Origin of the sequence: Cellulomonas gilvus ATCC 13127 (genome assembly GCF_000218545.1) — a bacterium.
Taxonomy (GTDB): Bacteria; Actinomycetota; Actinomycetes; order Actinomycetales; family Cellulomonadaceae; genus Cellulomonas; species Cellulomonas gilvus.
The window spans coordinates 2,422,066-2,436,735 of record NC_015671.1 but is presented as its reverse complement, the minus strand read 5'-3'; the positions used below and the strand labels follow the sequence as shown (position 1 = coordinate 2,436,735).

At 74.5% G+C, this 14,670-nt stretch carries 15 protein-coding genes and 4 tRNA genes; 16 read left to right on the top strand and 3 right to left on the bottom strand.

The window, feature by feature from the left end; genetic code table 11:
* The first annotated feature begins 182 nt into the window (after window positions 1-182).
* The 3 genes from CELGI_RS11250 to CELGI_RS11240 all read left to right on the top strand — a co-directional run bounded on the left by CELGI_RS11250 (window position 183) and on the right by CELGI_RS11240 (window position 2,702).
* Complete coding sequence (locus tag CELGI_RS11250; RefSeq protein WP_013884244.1) at window positions 183-1,583, top strand: hemolysin family protein; 1,401 nt, start codon at window positions 183-185, stop codon at window positions 1,581-1,583.
* Window positions 1,580-2,587, top strand: a complete 1,008-nt coding sequence (locus tag CELGI_RS11245; RefSeq protein WP_013884243.1) for a hemolysin family protein — start codon at window positions 1,580-1,582, stop codon at window positions 2,585-2,587. The genes CELGI_RS11250 and CELGI_RS11245 overlap by 4 nt, the downstream gene beginning before the upstream one ends.
* 32 nt (window positions 2,588-2,619) lie before the next feature.
* Window positions 2,620-2,702 (top strand) — tRNA-Leu (locus CELGI_RS11240).
* An 8-nt stretch (window positions 2,703-2,710) separates the two neighbouring features.
* On the opposite strand, the gene CELGI_RS11235 is transcribed toward CELGI_RS11240, so the two are convergent.
* Window positions 2,711-3,181 carry a peroxiredoxin gene (locus CELGI_RS11235; RefSeq protein WP_013884242.1) on the bottom strand — a complete coding sequence of 157 codons (471 nt, stop codon included), beginning with the start codon at window positions 3,179-3,181 and terminating at the stop codon, window positions 2,711-2,713.
* A 144-nt stretch (window positions 3,182-3,325) separates the two neighbouring features.
* Here CELGI_RS11235 and CELGI_RS11230 point away from each other — a divergent pair, with 144 nt between their 5' ends.
* From CELGI_RS11230 to CELGI_RS11210, 5 genes are all read left to right on the top strand, one after another.
* Window positions 3,326-3,622, top strand: a complete 297-nt coding sequence (locus CELGI_RS11230; RefSeq protein ID WP_150104885.1) for a GroES family chaperonin — start codon at window positions 3,326-3,328, stop codon at window positions 3,620-3,622.
* Between the two features lie 130 nt (window positions 3,623-3,752).
* On the top strand, window positions 3,753-3,941 hold the full coding sequence (locus CELGI_RS11225; protein WP_013884240.1) for a hypothetical protein: 189 nt from the start codon (window positions 3,753-3,755) through the stop codon (window positions 3,939-3,941).
* 86 nt (window positions 3,942-4,027) lie between these two features.
* Window positions 4,028-4,103: transfer RNA gene (locus CELGI_RS11220), tRNA-Lys, on the top strand.
* 116 nt (window positions 4,104-4,219) lie between these two features.
* Window positions 4,220-5,173 carry an ATP-grasp domain-containing protein gene (locus CELGI_RS11215; RefSeq protein ID WP_013884239.1) on the top strand — a complete coding sequence of 318 codons (954 nt, stop codon included), beginning with the start codon at window positions 4,220-4,222 and terminating at the stop codon, window positions 5,171-5,173.
* Window positions 5,174-5,254: 81 nt separating this feature from the next.
* Window positions 5,255-5,330 (top strand) — tRNA-His (locus CELGI_RS11210).
* A gap of 96 nt (window positions 5,331-5,426) precedes the next feature.
* On the opposite strand, the gene orn is transcribed toward CELGI_RS11210, so the two are convergent.
* Together orn and CELGI_RS11200 are read right to left on the bottom strand one after the other, a co-directional pair.
* Window positions 5,427-6,083 carry an oligoribonuclease gene (orn, locus tag CELGI_RS11205; RefSeq protein WP_013884238.1) on the bottom strand — a complete coding sequence of 219 codons (657 nt, stop codon included), beginning with the start codon at window positions 6,081-6,083 and terminating at the stop codon, window positions 5,427-5,429.
* Window positions 6,084-6,108: 25 nt separating this feature from the next.
* Window positions 6,109-6,360, bottom strand: coding sequence for a hypothetical protein (locus CELGI_RS11200; RefSeq protein ID WP_013884237.1), 252 nt, complete (start codon window positions 6,358-6,360; stop codon window positions 6,109-6,111).
* A 577-nt stretch (window positions 6,361-6,937) separates the two neighbouring features.
* On the opposite strand from CELGI_RS11200, the gene CELGI_RS11195 reads away from it, so the two are divergent.
* The 8 genes from CELGI_RS11195 (at window position 6,938) to CELGI_RS11160 (ending at window position 14,668) form a co-directional block, all read left to right on the top strand.
* Window positions 6,938-7,010: transfer RNA gene (locus tag CELGI_RS11195), tRNA-Arg, on the top strand.
* Between the two features lie 105 nt (window positions 7,011-7,115).
* Window positions 7,116-7,556: an SRPBCC family protein gene (locus CELGI_RS11190; protein WP_013884236.1), complete on the top strand. Its 441-nt coding sequence runs from the start codon at window positions 7,116-7,118 to the stop codon at window positions 7,554-7,556.
* A gap of 240 nt (window positions 7,557-7,796) precedes the next feature.
* Complete coding sequence (locus CELGI_RS16545) at window positions 7,797-9,557, top strand: dynamin family protein (protein WP_013884235.1); 1,761 nt, start codon at window positions 7,797-7,799, stop codon at window positions 9,555-9,557.
* A complete protein-coding gene (locus tag CELGI_RS11180; RefSeq protein WP_013884234.1) occupies window positions 9,554-11,035 on the top strand; it encodes a GTPase in 1,482 nt (493 codons plus the stop codon). Before CELGI_RS16545 ends, CELGI_RS11180 begins: the two co-directional genes overlap by 4 nt.
* Window positions 11,036-11,187: 152 nt before the next feature.
* Complete coding sequence (locus CELGI_RS16540; RefSeq protein ID WP_013884233.1) at window positions 11,188-11,796, top strand: single-stranded DNA-binding protein; 609 nt, start codon at window positions 11,188-11,190, stop codon at window positions 11,794-11,796.
* Between the two features lie 134 nt (window positions 11,797-11,930).
* The gene (gene ettA / locus CELGI_RS11170) at window positions 11,931-13,613 is read left to right on the top strand and encodes an energy-dependent translational throttle protein EttA (RefSeq protein ID WP_013884232.1); all 1,683 of its coding nucleotides are present in this window, start codon (window positions 11,931-11,933) and stop codon (window positions 13,611-13,613) included.
* A gap of 84 nt (window positions 13,614-13,697) precedes the next feature.
* Complete coding sequence (locus CELGI_RS11165) at window positions 13,698-14,198, top strand: acyl-CoA thioesterase (protein WP_013884231.1); 501 nt, start codon at window positions 13,698-13,700, stop codon at window positions 14,196-14,198.
* Complete coding sequence (locus CELGI_RS11160; protein WP_013884230.1) at window positions 14,195-14,668, top strand: hypothetical protein; 474 nt, start codon at window positions 14,195-14,197, stop codon at window positions 14,666-14,668. The genes CELGI_RS11165 and CELGI_RS11160 overlap by 4 nt, the downstream gene beginning before the upstream one ends.
* Window positions 14,669-14,670 lie beyond the last annotated feature (2 nt).

Sequence of the window (14,670 nt, the reverse complement as noted above, 5' to 3'; positions counted from 1 at the left end):
CCACCCCGGCCGAACTGGCGGTTGGGTACCAGTTCGGCGGGGTGGGGTGGGAACCGGGGGTGGGGGTCGGGCGTTGGGGGAGCGTCCCTGGTGTCGACCCGGAGAGAGATGTCCGCCCTTCCCTGCAGTCCCAGCCCCCACCGCGGGCGTCGTCACGACCACGCGGAGGGGGGTGAACGACGATGTGGGCGCTGAGCCTGCTGCTCGGCCTGCTCGTGGTGCTCGCGATCACGGCGGCGACCGGGTACTTCGTCGCGCAGGAGTTCGCCTACATGGCGGTGGACCGCTCGCGCCTGCGCGCGCGGGCCGAGGCCGGTGACGCCGGTGCCGCACGCGCGCTCGCGGTCACGCGCCGCACGTCGTTCATGCTGTCCGGCGCGCAGCTGGGCATCACGGTCACGGGCCTGCTGGTCGGCTACGTGGCCGAGCCGCTGATCGGCGAGTCCCTCGGCACCGCGCTCGGCGGCGTCGGCGTCCCCACGGGGGTCGGCGTCGCGGTCGGCACGGTGCTCGCGCTGCTGGTCTCGACGCTCGTGCAGATGGTGTTCGGCGAGCTGTTCCCCAAGAACCTGGCGATCGCCCGGCCCGAGCCGGTCGCGGTGCGGCTCGCGGGGTCGACGACCGGCTACCTCACGGTCTTCGGCTGGCTCGTCACGGTCTTCGACGCGGCGTCCAACGCGCTGCTGCGGCTGCTGCGGATCGAGCCGGTGCACGACGTCGAGCACTCGGCGACCGCACGCGACCTGGAGCACATCGTCGAGGACTCGCGGCTCAGCGGGGACCTGCCGGCCGAGCTCTCGATGCTCCTGGACCGCATCCTCGACTTCCCCGACCAGGACGTCGAGCACGCGATGATCCCGCGGGCGCGCGTGGGCGCGCTGCCCGACGACGCGACGATCGCCGACGCACGTCGCGCGATGGCCACGGGCCACTCGCGCTACCCGGTGCTGAGCGCGGACGACGAGGTGCTGGGCGTGGTGCACCTGCAGGACGTGCTGACGCGTCCCGACGACGCGACGCCGGTCACGGCCCTCCTGCGGCCGCCCCTGATGGTGCCCACGTCGATGGCCCTGCCGGACGCGCTGCGCCTGCTGAACGCGCGGAGCGACCAGCTGGCGTGCGTGGTCGACGAGTACGGCGGCCTGGCCGGCGTCCTCACGCTCGAGGACCTCGCCGAGGAGCTCGTGGGGGAGATCACGGACGAGCACGACGACGACGTGCCCGAGGCGGTGCCGGGTCCGCAGGACGGCATGTGGCTCATGGCGGGTGACGTGCACCTGGACGAGGTCGAGCGCGCGGTGGGCCACGTGCTGCCACGCGGCGACCACGAGACGATCGCGGGTCTCGCGATCGCGGCGCACGGTGCGCTGCCGCCCGTCGGTGCACGCGTCCGCGTCGCGCTGCCGCCCGACCCGGGCGACCTGACCGAGCACGACGAGCCGCTGCAGCGCCACCTGAGCATCGAGGTGCTCGCGCTCGAGCGGCACGTCCCTGCGCAGGTGCGCGTGCGGCTCGAGCAGGACGCCGGGCCGGGTGCCGCACCCGCGGCCGCCACCGACGACGAGCAGGAGGCACCCCGATGAGCCCGCTCGTCGTCGCCGTCACGACGGTCGCGCTGATCGCGCTGTCCGCGTTCTTCGTCGCGGTCGAGTTCGCGCTGCTCGCCGCGCGTCGCCACCGGCTCGAGGACGCCGCGCTCACGAGCCGGTCGGCCCGCGCGGCGCTGCGCAGCTCGAGCGAGCTCACCGTGCTCCTGGCGGGCTCGCAGCTGGGGATCACTGCGTGCACGCTCGCGCTCGGCGCGGTCACCAAGCCCGCGGTGCACCACTGGCTCACGCCGTTGTTCGCGGACTGGGGTCTGGCGGCGTGGGCGGCCGACGTCGCGGGCTTCGTCCTCGCGCTCGTCGTCGTGACGTTCCTGCACCTGGTGGTCGGCGAGATGGCGCCGAAGTCCTGGGCGATCGCGCACCCGGAGACGTCCGCGACGCTCCTGGCGCTGCCCATGCGTGCGTTCATGTGGCTCACGCGTCCGCTGCTGCGCACGCTCAACGGCGCCGCCAACCGGTGCCTGCGCGCGGTCGGCGTCGAGCCGGCGGACCAGGTGGCGGTCGGCTCGAGCCCCGACGACCTGCGCCACCTGGTGGAGCACTCGGCCACGGTGGGCGCGCTCGACGAGCGCTTCTCGGCCCACCTGTCGGGCGCGCTCGAGCTCCAGGCGCTCACGCTCGCGGACGTGGTGCGCGCGCACGCGCCGACCGCGGTGCCGACGGGTGCGACGGTCGGTGAGGTGCGTGCGGCGACGCTGCGCTCGGGGCACCTGCGCGTGCTCGTCGGGACGGACGCGGTGGTGCACGTGCGTGACACGCTGGTGCTGGCCGACGAGCACCCGGTGGCGCCCCTCGCGCGCCCCGGGCTGACGCTGCCGGCCACCACGCCCGTGTACGCCGCGCTCGCCACGATGCGGGAGACGCGTGAGCACCTCGCGGTCGTGAGAGAACCCGGCCGCGAGGCCGCGGTGGTCACGCTCGCGGACCTGCTCGCGCGGCTGTTCCCGCCCGTCGGGGGCGAGGTGCCCGTCGGCGGGTGAGGCCGTGCCGTGTGGCAGGATCGGCGCCGCGAGCGGGAGTGGTGAAACGGCAGCCACGCCAGGTTTAGGTCCTGGTGCCCTCACGGGCGTGCGGGTTCGACTCCCGTCTCCCGCACCCGGTGCTCAGGCCGTCAGGCCGAGGTCGCGGCGGAGCTTGGCGACGTGGCCCGTGGCGCGCACGTTGTACTGCGCGAGCTCGACCACGCCCTCGGCGTCCAGGACCACGGTCGAGCGGATCACGCCCGTCACGGTCTTGCCGTACAGCTGCTTCTCGCCGTAGGCACCCCACGCCTGCAGGACCTCCCGGGACTCGTCGGAGACCAGCGGGAACGCGAGGCCCTCGGCCGCGGCGAACCGTGCGAGCGTGGCCACCGGGTCCGGGGACACGCCGACGACCGCGAACCCGGCGCCCTGCAGCGCCGCGAGCGAGTCACGGAAGTCGCACGCCTGCTTGGTGCACCCGGGCGTGCCGGCCGCGGGGTAGAAGTAGACGATCACCCGTCGGCCGCGCAGGTCGGACAGCGTGAGGCTGCCGCCGTCGGCGGTCGGGAGCGTGAAGTCCGGGGCGGTGTCGCCGACGGCGAGGCGGGGCACGGTCTCTCCTGAGGGCCGGGTGCGGGGAGCGCGGCCCGGGCGGAGCCGGGCGCCCCGTCAGACTACGGCGGGGGACCGGTGCGTGCGGGGTACGGTCGCGGCGTGAGCTCCGCACCCGAACCCCGCCCCGCCCTGCCGATCCGCATGCTCAACGACCGCCTCCTGGTCGAGCTCGACGCCGAGGGGGCCGAGCGCCGGTCGTCGGCCGGCATCGTGATCCCGGCGACCGCGGTGGTCGGCAAGCGGCTCGCGTGGGCGCTGGTGCGCGCGGCGGGTCAGCACGTGCGGCAGGTGGAGGTGGGCGACCGCGTGCTGTTCGACCCCGAGGACCGCGCCGAGGTGGAGCTCGAGGGGCAGACGTACGTGCTGCTGCGCGAGAAGGACGTGCACGCGGTCGCGACGCCCGGCGGCACGGGCGAGGGCACGGGCCTCTACCTGTAGCCCGCGGGACGGCCTCGTGAACGTTCTGTGAGGGTCCGCCGTGGCGGACCCGGCTCCCAGGCGACGCCCAGGCTGCGGTGCTCTCATGGCCTGACCGATCCGGGCGAACGCCCCGGCGGGGAGGTGCACCATGAACGACTCGAGCCGACGCGGCCCTGCGGGTGGGCGTCACCGCGAGGTGGACGTGAGCCCCGAGCGGCTGCGCGCCCTGGTGAGCCGCCGCGTGCCGCACACGCTGCTGCTCGACCTGCTCCGCAAGGACGCCCCGACCAGCGCCCAGATCCTGCGCGACGAGCTGCACGGCGACCGTTCCGCGTGATCGACCGCGGACGCGCGTGACCCTCGTCACGCGCGGGGGATCCGGTTCGCTCGCACCCCCGCGGGCCTGCTAATCTTCTGCACCGCGCGGCACTAGCTCAACTGGCAGAGCAGCTGACTCTTAATCAGCGGGTTCAGGGTTCGAGTCCCTGGTGCCGTACCAACCGACGGGCGTCCCGGATCACCGGGGCGCCCGTCGTCGTCCGCCCGGAGGTCGACGTCGGCACGTGACCACCGTCACCCCGAGCGCCGCGGCGCCCCGCAGGTAACCTTCCGAAGGTGACCACGCTACCGAGCGGGCAGGACGCGCGGCTCGCGCTCGCCACCTGCGCCGAGCTGCCCGAGCTGGACCCCGACGACGTCCCGCTGCGGGCCGCGCTCCAGGAGCGTGGCATCGCGACGGACGTGGTCGTGTGGGACGACCCGACCGTGGACTGGGGCACGTACCAGCACGTGCTCATCCGCTCCACGTGGGACTACTCCAAGCGCCCGCAGCGCTTCAGCGGCTGGACGCAGCAGGTCGAGGCCTCCAGCGTGCTGCTCAACCCCGCCTCGGTGGTCCGCTGGAACATCGACAAGACGTACCTGCGTGACCTCGAGGAGCGCGGCATCCCGACGGTCCCGACGATCTGGCTGGACCCGGCGCGGAACTTCGACGGCCGCGCGATCCACACGCGCTTCCCGGCGTTCGGCGACTTCGTGGTCAAGCCCACCGTCAGCGCGGGCTCGCGGGACACGGGTCGCTACCGCGCCGACGAGACGCCGCAGCGTTCGCAGGCCATCACGCACGCCAAGAACCTGCTCGGCGTGGGTCGGTGGGTGATGATCCAGCGCTACCTGGCGCAGGTGGACACCGTGGGCGAGACCGCGCTGGTGTTCGTCGAGGGCGAGTTCAGCCACGCGGTCCGCAAGGACCCGCTGCTGTCCGGCCCGTACCGCGAGGGCGACCTGCAGGGCGTGCTGTACCGCGAGGAGACCATGACCCCGCGCGAGCCGAGCGAGGCGGAGATGGCCGTGGCCCGCCGCGTCGTCGACGCGCTGCCCGAGGTGCTGGGGCTCGACGGGCCGCTGCTGTACGCGCGTGTCGACCTCATCCCGGACGACGAGGGTGAGCCCGTGCTGCTCGAGCTCGAGCTGACCGAGCCGTCGCTGTTCTTCGCACAGGCCCCCGGGGCGCTGGACCGGTTCGCCGACGCCGTGGTGGCGCGCATCGCCGCGACGACGCAGGACTGACCGCCGCCCGCTGGGCAGCGTGTGCGCACCCCGCCGCACGACCCGGTACACTTCTCGTCGGCCCGGTTCGCCGCGGTCGTGGTGGCTATAGCTCAGCAGGTAGAGCACCTGGTTGTGGTCCAGGGGGTCGCGGGTTCAAGTCCCGTTAGCCACCCCACGCAGGACGAAGGGGCGCTGATCCGTCAGCGCCCCTTCGTCGTCCCCGCCCGTCCCGGCCGGAAGCCCGGCCCGGCCGGCAGCCCCGGCCCGGACCTCAGCGGCGCGTGACCGACGTCGCCGCGATCTCGGCCGCGAGGCGGCGCGCGGTGGTGGAGTCGGGCCCCGGGGTCGCCGGGAACAGCGCGGCCCGGTAGTAGCGCAGCTCGTCGATGCTCTCGAGGATGTCCGCCAGCGCGCGGTGCCCGCCGTTCTTCTGCGGGGAGGCGAAGTACACGCGCGGGTACCACCGGCGGGCGAGCTCCTTGATGGAGGACACGTCGATCACGCGGTAGTGCAGGTGCCCGACCAGCACGGGCATGTCCCGGTCGAGGAACGCCTTGTCGGTGCCCACCGAGTTGCCCGCGAGCGGCGCCTTGCCCGGCTCGGGCACCCACTGGCGCACGTACTCCAGGACGCGCTCCTGGGCCTGCGCGAGCGTCGTCCCGGTTGCGAGCTCGTCGAGCAGGCCGGACGTCGTGTGCATGGTGCGGACGAAGTCGGACATGCCCTCGATCGCCTCCGCGGGCGGCGCGACGAGGACGTCGACGCCGTCGCCCAGGACGCGGAGCTCGGAGTCGGTCACCACGGCGGCGACCTCGATCAGGGCGTCGGCGCCCAGGTCGAGGCCGGTCATCTCGCAGTCGATCCAGACGATCCGGTCCTGGCTCTCGTGCCCGTTGGGCTGCGGGCTGCCGGTGCTGTTGCTGGTCACCCGGCCAGCCTACGGGGGCGGGGTCCTACGCGGGCGGCTCGTCGTCATGGGCGGGGCGGTCCGGGACGGTCGAGGCGACCCACGCCGCGACGGGGACCAGCACGAGCACGACGATCCCGACGACGAGGCTCGTGTCCGCGGCCAGCCCCGCCCACCGCAGCACGAGCGCGATGACGGCGCCCGCGACCAGGCCCAGCAGACCGCGCTCGAGCCACACCAGGGCGGCCGCACCGGGCTCGCGTGCGGCGGGCTCGGACGAGCCCGCGTGGCGGCCCATCAGCGCGCTCCGCGGATCGCGGGACGGGGCCGGCCGGCATGCATGGCGTCATCGTGGCACGGCGGTCAGGTAAGGACGCGCACGCGCGCGTGGCGGGGACGACGAACGGGCACGAGCCCCGGTGAAGGGAGCTCGCGCCCGTCCTGTGGTCGATCGGTCGCTGCCTGGCGGCGTCGGCGGGTCAGGACGCGGTGGCGATCCTGGTGCGCTGGGCCGGGCGGGACGGCGACGGTTCGGGCGGATGGCTCGAGGCGTGCTGTCGAGAGACGCGCCGGGGTGCGCGCCGACGCGCGTGCTCCACGGCCGTCAGGCGGTCGTGCTGCTCGCGACGGGCGATCTCGATGGACATGAGGGGGTGCATGACGACTCCAGGCAGGAGAGTGGGGGTGGGGTGTGTGCGGACGCTGACCGCGCCGCGTGGTCGTGGCCGGGGCCGACGACGTGTGCAGGAGAACTGGACCATGCGGGCATGCCGCCGGTCACCGGATTAATGGCATGCGCGCGCCTCCCCGCCGGACCGCGCGGTCCGTCGGCGCCGCGAGCGACCGGTCCGGAGCCGGTAGCCTGCGCGGTGCCGGCCCCCGTAGCTCAGTGGATAGAGCAGCCGCCTTCTAAGCGGTCGGTCGCAGGTTCGAGTCCTGCCGGGGGCACCCATGCACGGGCGAATGAGCCTTGGCAGGAACGGCGTCCGACGGTGATCATGTCCGTGTCGCGGCCCGCACGTGGCGGAGCGCAGCCGCCGAGAAGGAGCCGTCATGCACCAGCTGAGCGTGCAGCAGCACCTCGACGCCGCTCCCGCGCGTGTGTGGGCGGCGATGACGAGCCCGGCGCAGTGGGCAGCCTGGATGTGGCCGGACAGCTTCGCGACGGTCTGCCGGCTCGACCTGCGGGTCGCGGGCCGCTATCACCTCGGTTCCTCGGTCGCGGGGATCGGCGTCGGCGGCGAGTACGAGGTCGTCGAGCCGCCGTCGCGTGCGGCGTTCACCTGGCAGTGGGACGGCGAGCCCGAGGTCACCACCGTGGAGATCGCGATCGAGGCACGCCAGGACGGAGCCGTCCTGCGCCTCGTCCACCGCGGTTTCGCTGACGAGGCGACCCGCGACGACCACGTGCAGGGCTGGGACGACTGCCTCGCCCGGCTCGCCGTCCACCTCGCCGCGCCCGACCAGATCGGGGCGGAGGTCCAGGCGCACTGATCGCCGGACGTCGTGCCGTCGTCGCAACGGACGTGGCCGCCGCACCGGCATCAGTCACCTCGTCGTGGGTGGCGATCTGGTTCGCGCGGCCGACGAGCTGCTGGTCCGGCCGGCCGCGGGAAGAGGCCGGGGTGAGCCGTGCGCGTCTGTCGGCCCGGTGCCCCTGAGGCATGTCGTCGGCAGACCCGGGGCGGTCCGTCCCGCGTGGCGCGTTTGTCCAGGTCATCCCGCGCCGTGACAATGGGCCGCGTGAGCGCCCAGCCCGGCCCCGACTCGGCGCAGCCAGCGCCCGAGGTCGCTGCGGGCACGGCTGGCGCCCTCGCCATGGGGCGGCACACCGCCGACGACCCGCGCGAGATCCTGGTCCGCCCGCTGGCCGCGGAGTCGCTGCTGGACGCGGTGCGTGACCTGCGCCGCGACGTGGACGCGACCGGCTTCCCGCTGGACCTGCCGGGCGTGGAGCGCGCGCGCTCGTCCCGGGCACGACTGGTCGACCAGCTCACCGAGCACCTGGTGCCGCGGCTCACTGAGCTGTCCGCGCCGGCGGTCGTCGTGGTCGCCGGCTCCACGGGTGCGGGCAAGTCGACGCTGGTGAACTCGCTGGTGGGGCACGAGGTGACGACCGCGGGCGTGCTGCGTCCCACCACACGTGAGCCCGTGCTGGTCCACCACCCGGGAGACGCGGACCTGCTCGCGGCGCACCCGCTGGTCGGCTCCGCACGCGCGGTCGCGGACGATGCGGTGCCGCGCGGGATCGCCCTGCTGGACGCGCCCGACCTGGACTCCGTATTGGACAGCAACCGCGAGTCGGCGCACCGGCTCCTGGAGGCCGCGGACCTGTGGCTGTTCGTGACCACCGCCGCGCGCTACGGCGACGCGCTGCCGTGGCGCGTGCTGGAGTCGGCCGTCGAGCGCGGCGCGTCGATCGCGATGGTGCTCAACCGGGTTCCCGCTGACTCGCTCGCGGCGGTCCGCAGCGACCTGCTCGCGCGCCTGCGTGAGCACGGCCTCGCGGGTTCGCCGCTGTTCGTCGTGCCCGACGCGGGACCGCACGAGGGGCCGCTCGACGCGGCGGTCGTCGCGCCCGTGCGGCGGTGGCTGCTCATGCTCGCGGGACCCGACCGCGCGCGCACGGTCATCAAGCGGACGCTGCGCGGCTCGTTCGTGTCGTTGCGGATCTGGGTCGACGAGCTCGCGGAGGCCGTGCAGGACCAGGCGGACGCCGCGCAGCAGGCGGGCGACCTGCTCACCGACGGCGCACGCGAGCCCGCGGACCGGGCCGCGCGTGCGGTCACGGACGGCGTCGTCGCGGCGGGTGCCGTCGCGGTGCGGTGGGCCGAGCTGACGTCGCCGACGGGTGTGCTGGGCGCCGCGGTGCGCCGTCCGGCGTCGACCACGTCCGGCCGCCCGACGAAGGTGCGCGGCTCGGCGCGGGGCCGCGCCGACCGTGAGGCGGCGGTCCAGCCGCTGCGCACCGAGGTCGCGCACGCGGCCACCACCGTCCTGGCCGCCGCGGCCGACGACGCCGAGCACGACCTGCGCGAGGCGCTCGCGGCCGGGCCGCCGGGCGCCCTCGCCGTGCTGGACCGGTGGGCCACGGTCCCGCCGGGGCCGGACCCCGCGGCCGAGCAGGCCGCGCGGGCCTGGACGGGCCAGGGCGTGCGCGCGGTGCGTGCCGCGCTCGCGGAGGCCGTCCCGGACAAGGGGCTGGCCCGCCGCCGTGACAAAGCCGTCAAGGTGCTGGGCGACGAGACGCTCGCGACCGTGGCCCTCACGGGTGCGGCGGGCGTCGCGGACGCGGTCGACCTGCTGACCGGCCTGCTGGGCCCCGCCGCACCGCGGATCGTGGCCGAGCTGCGCGACGACCTGGCCGAGCGGGCCCGTGCGCGCGTCGAGCAGGTGCGCGCGCAGGCCGCCGAGCCGTTGACCGACCCGAATCTCGCCGCGGACGCCGCCGCCCGGCTGCGCCTGCGGCTCGCCGTCATCAAGGGGCTCACATGAGCGTGCGGATCGGTGAGGAGACGCGCGCGCTCGAGGCGCGCGTGGGTGCGCTCGAGGAGGCGATCGAGCTGGGCGGCGAGCGGCTCGACGCCGCCGCGGTGGCCGAGGCCCGCGCCGCCGTGGAGCGCCTGCGCGAGCGGATCGCGCTCGGCGTCGACCACACCGTGGTCGCACTCGTCGGCGGCACCGGTTCGGGCAAGTCGAGCCTGTTCAACCGGATCAGCGGCCTGAGCTTCGCGGACGTCGGCGTGCGCCGCCCGACGACGTCGCAGGTCACCGCGTGCGTGTGGGGGACCGACGGCGACGCGGTGCTGGACTGGCTCGGCGTGGACCCGCAGCGGCGCATCCAGCGCGAGAGCCTGCTGGACGGTGAGACGGAGGCCGCGCTGCGCGGCCTGGTGCTGCTGGACCTGCCCGACCACGACTCGGTCGAGCCCGCGCACCGCGAGGTCGTGGACGCGCTGCTGCCGCAGGCCGACCTGCTGGTCTGGGTGGTCGACCCGCAGAAGTACGCCGACGATGCGCTGCACAGCGGGTACCTGCGCCACCTCGCGGGGCAGGACACGTCGATGCTCGTCGTGCTCAACCAGGTGGACACCGTGCGCCCGGCCGAGCGCGCGTCGCTCGCGCGCGACGTGTCGCGTCTGCTGGCGGCCGACGGACTGCCGGACGTCCCCGTGCGCACAGCGTCGGCGACGACGGGTGAGGGCATCACCGAGCTGCGCGCCGGGCTCGCGTCCGTGGTCGCGGGCCGGTCGCTGGCCGCGCGCCGGGCCGAGACCGAGGTGCAGACCGCGACCGCTCGGGTGGCGGCGGGCCTCGCCGAGCGTGAGCCGGCGCCGACCGCGCTCGCGACGGGCCCGTTGGTCGAGACCCTGTCGGCGGCGTCCGGGCTCGACGCGGTGAGCGACGCGGTCGCCGCCGTGGTGCGCGGCAGGCGGCGGCGCTCTCAGGTGCCGCACATCGTGCCCGTGCACCCGGACGCGGTGCGGCTGGCGCGGGCGTCGTGGCTGTCGACCGCGACGGGCGGTCTGCCGCGCGCGTGGGTGGACGACGTCGAGGCGCGTGTGGCGCCGGCGTCCCGGCTGGGGACGCACCTGGCGGATGCGCTCGGCGCGGTCACGGTCACCGTCCGGCGGTCGGTGCCGGCCGCGGTGCTCGGCTGGTGCGCCGTCGCGCTCGGCCTGGTCGCGCTGGTCGTCGGCGGGCTCGCTGTCGGCCGCATGCTCGGACCGGACGGCGTCCGGACCGGCGCCGACGTGCAGGTCGCGGTGGTGGCGGCACTGGCCGCGGCGGCGTGCGCGGTCGGGGCGGGTCTGGTGCGGCGCAGCGCCGCGCGCCGCGCCGCGACGCGGGTGCACGACGAGGGGCGCGCGGCGATCGAGGGTGTCGCGCGCACCGATCTGGTGGAACCCGCGGCAGCGGTGGTGGCCGAGCACCGGCGCGTGCGCGGTCTGCTCGAGGCCGCCCTGGCCTGACGCGGTCGGCGCGCGAGGCCCCACCCGACCCCAGGTCGATGCCGCCGGGCGCCGGTCCACAGGTCCGCACGCGCGCCCACCGGCGCCGCCCCGCCGCGGTCACCCTCGGAGCCACTCGCCCCACGGCAGGGGCGCCTGGCAGGGAGGCACCGATGAGCAACGGGACCCTCGACCTCACGGTCACGGGATGGGTGGGCAGCGACGTCACGACGCTGCCCGCCCAGGACGGACGGGCGGCGTACACCACGTTCCGCCTCGGCAGCACGCGTCGCTGGTGGAACCGCGCGACGAACGCGTGGCAGGACTCGCAGACCGAGTGGTTCCAGGTCAAGGCGTGGCGCACGCTCGCGGTCAACGCGGGGCTCTCGCTCAAGAAGGGCGTGCCCGTGGTGGTCCAGGGCCGGCTGGCGACGCGCGAGTGGCAGGACGAGCACGGTGCGGTCCGCACGACGCTCGTCCTCGAGGCCACCGCGATCGGCCTGGACCTGAGCTACGGCACCGTCGGGCAGTTCCAGAGGACGCTGTCCGGCGCGGCCGCGCAGGCGCCCGACGAGGTGCGCCACGAGCGCGGTCCGATCGACGTCACGGCGCTGACCGAGGCCGGCTCCGCGCTCGGGGACGCGTCCGAGGAGCCGCCGGACGACGAGCTCGTCGACGGCGGCCACGTGCTGGGCGACGACACCGGGGAGCCGGAGGTCGGCACCGACGGCGGGAAGGCGGCCAGGGGACGGCGGCCCTCCCTGGCTGCGGCCGGCGCCTGAGCGTCTAGGCTGGTGCATCGCGATCCGACGACGACCGGCCGCTGCCGCACGTGCGCGGCCGGCGTCGTCGGCGGTCGCCGATCGCGTGATCCGCGCGATCCCCACCCGAGCACCCGAGGCGGAGAACCGAGCCAGTGGCTGAGTTCATCTACAGCATGTACAAGGCGCGCAAGGCGCACGGTGACAAGGTCATCCTCGACGACGTCACGCTGAACTTCCTGCCCGGCGCCAAGATCGGCGTCGTCGGCCCGAACGGCGCGGGCAAGTCCACGATCCTCAAGATCATGGCGGGCATCGACCAGCCGTCGAACGGCGAGGCCCGGCTCAGCCCGGGCTACACGGTCGGGATCCTCATGCAGGAGCCGCCGTTGAACGAGGAGAAGACGGTCCTCGGCAACGTCGAGGAGGGCGTGGCCGAGATCAAGGGCAAGCTCGACCGGTACAACGAGATCTCGGCGCTCATGGCCGAGCCGGACGCGGACTTCGACGCGCTGCTCGCCGAGATGGGCCAGCTGCAGGAGGCCATCGACGCGGCCGACGCGTGGGACCTGGACGCGCAGCTCGAGCAGGCGATGGACGCGCTGCGCTGCCCGCCGCCCGACGCCGACGTCTCGGTCCTGTCCGGTGGTGAGCGCCGCCGCGTCGCGCTGTGCAAGCTCCTGCTGGAGAAGCCCGACCTGCTGCTGCTCGACGAGCCGACCAACCACCTGGACGCCGAGTCCGTGCTGTGGCTCGAGCAGCACCTCAAGGACTACGCGGGCGCGATCCTGGCGGTCACGCACGACCGGTACTTCCTCGACAACATCGCGGAGTGGATCTGCGAGGTCGACCGCGGCCGCCTGTACCCGTACGAGGGCAACTACTCGACCTACCTGGAGAAGAAGCAGGAGCGGCTCAACGTCCAGGGCAAGAAGGACGCGAAGCTCGCCAAGCGCCTCAAGGACGAGCTGGAGTGGGTCCGCTCCAACGCCAAGGGCCGGCAGACCAAGTCCAAGTCCCGCCTGGCGCGGTACGAGGAGATGGCGGCCGAGGCCGAGCGCACCCGGAAGCTGGACTTCGAGGAGATCCAGATCCCGCCGGGCCCGCGCCTGGGCAGCGTGGTCCTCGAGGCCACCGAGCTCGTCAAGGGCTTCGACGGCCGCACGCTCATCGACGGTCTGAGCTTCACGCTGCCGCGTAACGGCATCGTCGGCGTCATCGGCCCGAACGGCGTCGGCAAGACGACGCTGTTCAAGACGATCGTGGGCCTCGAGCCGCTGGATGCGGGCAACCTCAAGGTCGGCGAGACGGTCTCGATCTCCTACGTCGACCAGAGCCGTGGCGGCATCGACCCCAAGAAGACGCTGTGGGAGGTCGTGTCCGACGGCCTCGACTTCCTCAAGGTCGGCAACGTCGAGATGCCGTCGCGCGCGTACGTCGCGGCGTTCGGGTTCAAGGGCCCGGACCAGCAGAAGCCCGCGGGTGTGCTGTCGGGTGGTGAGCGCAACCGCCTCAACCTCGCGCTCACGCTCAAGCAGGGCGGCAACCTGCTGCTGCTCGACGAGCCGACGAACGACCTGGACGTCGAGACGCTGGGCTCGCTCGAGAACGCGCTCCTGGACTTCCCGGGCTGCGCGGTGGTCGTCTCGCACGACCGGTGGTTCCTCGACCGCGTGGCGACGCACATCCTGGCCTACGAGGGCACGGAGGATGACCCCGCGAACTGGTACTGGTTCGAGGGCAACTTCGCGTCCTACGAGGAGAACAAGGTCGCGCGTCTGGGTGCGGACGCCGCGCGCCCGCACCGCGTGACCTACCGCAAGCTGCGCCGCGACTGATGCGGCACCCGTCGGCCCTCCCCGCGTTCGCGAGGGAGGGCCGACGGTCGTCGGCCGGGCAGCCCGGCCCCGGAACGGAGACCCATGGCCCGGCTCGAGGTGCCCGTCCAGCTGCGCTGGTCGGACATGGACGCATACGCGCACGTCAACAACGTCGAGATGCTGCGGCTGCTCGAGGAGGCGCGCATCGAGGCGTTCTGGCAGCACCCTGCGGGTGACGACGGCACGCGGCCCGCGCCCGCGTGGCCGTCGGCGGTGCTGGACGCCGGCCCCGGGACGCTGGTCTCGACGTTCGTCGCGCACCAGGAGATCCAGTACGTCCGCCCGTTGGGCTACCGGCGCGCGCCGGTGGTCGTGGAGATGTGGATCGGGCACCTGGGCGGCGCGAGCCTGGACGTGTGCTACCAGGTGCGGGACCTGCCCGCGGCGGACCCGGCATCGGTCGTGTACGCGCGGGCGGTCACGACTCTCGTGCTCGTCGACTCCCGCACCGGGACTCCCACCCGCCTGGACGCCGTGGCGCGCGCCGCGTGGGAGCCCCTGCTCGAGGAGCCCGTGACGATCCGCCGGCGCGGCACCCGATGAGCGGGCACGTGCTCGAGCGCTCGGGCGTGTTCCGGCTGAGCGTGCCCGAGGGCTGGGCGGCGACCGGGGTCGAGGGCCATCGGTACCGGCTGCGGTGCGACGGGCTCGACGTGCGCGTCGACGTCTCGGTGCACCGGCGGCAGGACGACGGCGGCCCCGACGCGCGCGCGGTCGTGCTCGCGTTCGCGCGGGACCGGGGCGCGGCGGCCACCGTCGGCACGTCGGACGAGCCCGGCGCGTCGGCCGCCGTCGGCACGTCGGACGATCCCGCGCTCGGGTTCACCGGGCCCGCGACCGCCCGGTGGCACGGCGTGGACAGCGCGTGGGCCGCGGTCGCGCTGCGCAACGGCCCGTACGTGGTGCTGGCCTCGGCCGTGGCGCCCGACGAGGAGAGCCTCGAGCCGGGCGCGCTGCTGATCGGCACGCTCGTCGCGCACCGGCCTGCCCGCCGGTGGTGGCGGCGCGGCTGACG

Coding starts and splice junctions, on each gene's coding strand:
- CELGI_RS11165 (WP_013884231.1), top strand. CDS start 13,698: ATGGCCCGGCTCGAGGTGCCCGTCCAGCTGCGCTGGTCGGACATGGAC.
- CELGI_RS11250 (WP_013884244.1), top strand. CDS start 183: ATGTGGGCGCTGAGCCTGCTGCTCGGCCTGCTCGTGGTGCTCGCGATC.
- CELGI_RS11245 (WP_013884243.1), top strand. CDS start 1,580: ATGAGCCCGCTCGTCGTCGCCGTCACGACGGTCGCGCTGATCGCGCTG.
- CELGI_RS11190 (WP_013884236.1), top strand. CDS start 7,116: ATGCACCAGCTGAGCGTGCAGCAGCACCTCGACGCCGCTCCCGCGCGT.
- CELGI_RS11230 (WP_150104885.1), top strand. CDS start 3,326: ATGCTCAACGACCGCCTCCTGGTCGAGCTCGACGCCGAGGGGGCCGAG.
- CELGI_RS11160 (WP_013884230.1), top strand. CDS start 14,195: ATGAGCGGGCACGTGCTCGAGCGCTCGGGCGTGTTCCGGCTGAGCGTG.
- CELGI_RS16545 (WP_013884235.1), top strand. CDS start 7,797: ATGGGCCGCGTGAGCGCCCAGCCCGGCCCCGACTCGGCGCAGCCAGCG.
- CELGI_RS11225 (WP_013884240.1), top strand. CDS start 3,753: ATGAACGACTCGAGCCGACGCGGCCCTGCGGGTGGGCGTCACCGCGAG.
- CELGI_RS16540 (WP_013884233.1), top strand. CDS start 11,188: ATGAGCAACGGGACCCTCGACCTCACGGTCACGGGATGGGTGGGCAGC.
- CELGI_RS11200 (WP_013884237.1), bottom strand. CDS start 6,360: ATGGGCCGCCACGCGGGCTCGTCCGAGCCCGCCGCACGCGAGCCCGGT.
- CELGI_RS11180 (WP_013884234.1), top strand. CDS start 9,554: ATGAGCGTGCGGATCGGTGAGGAGACGCGCGCGCTCGAGGCGCGCGTG.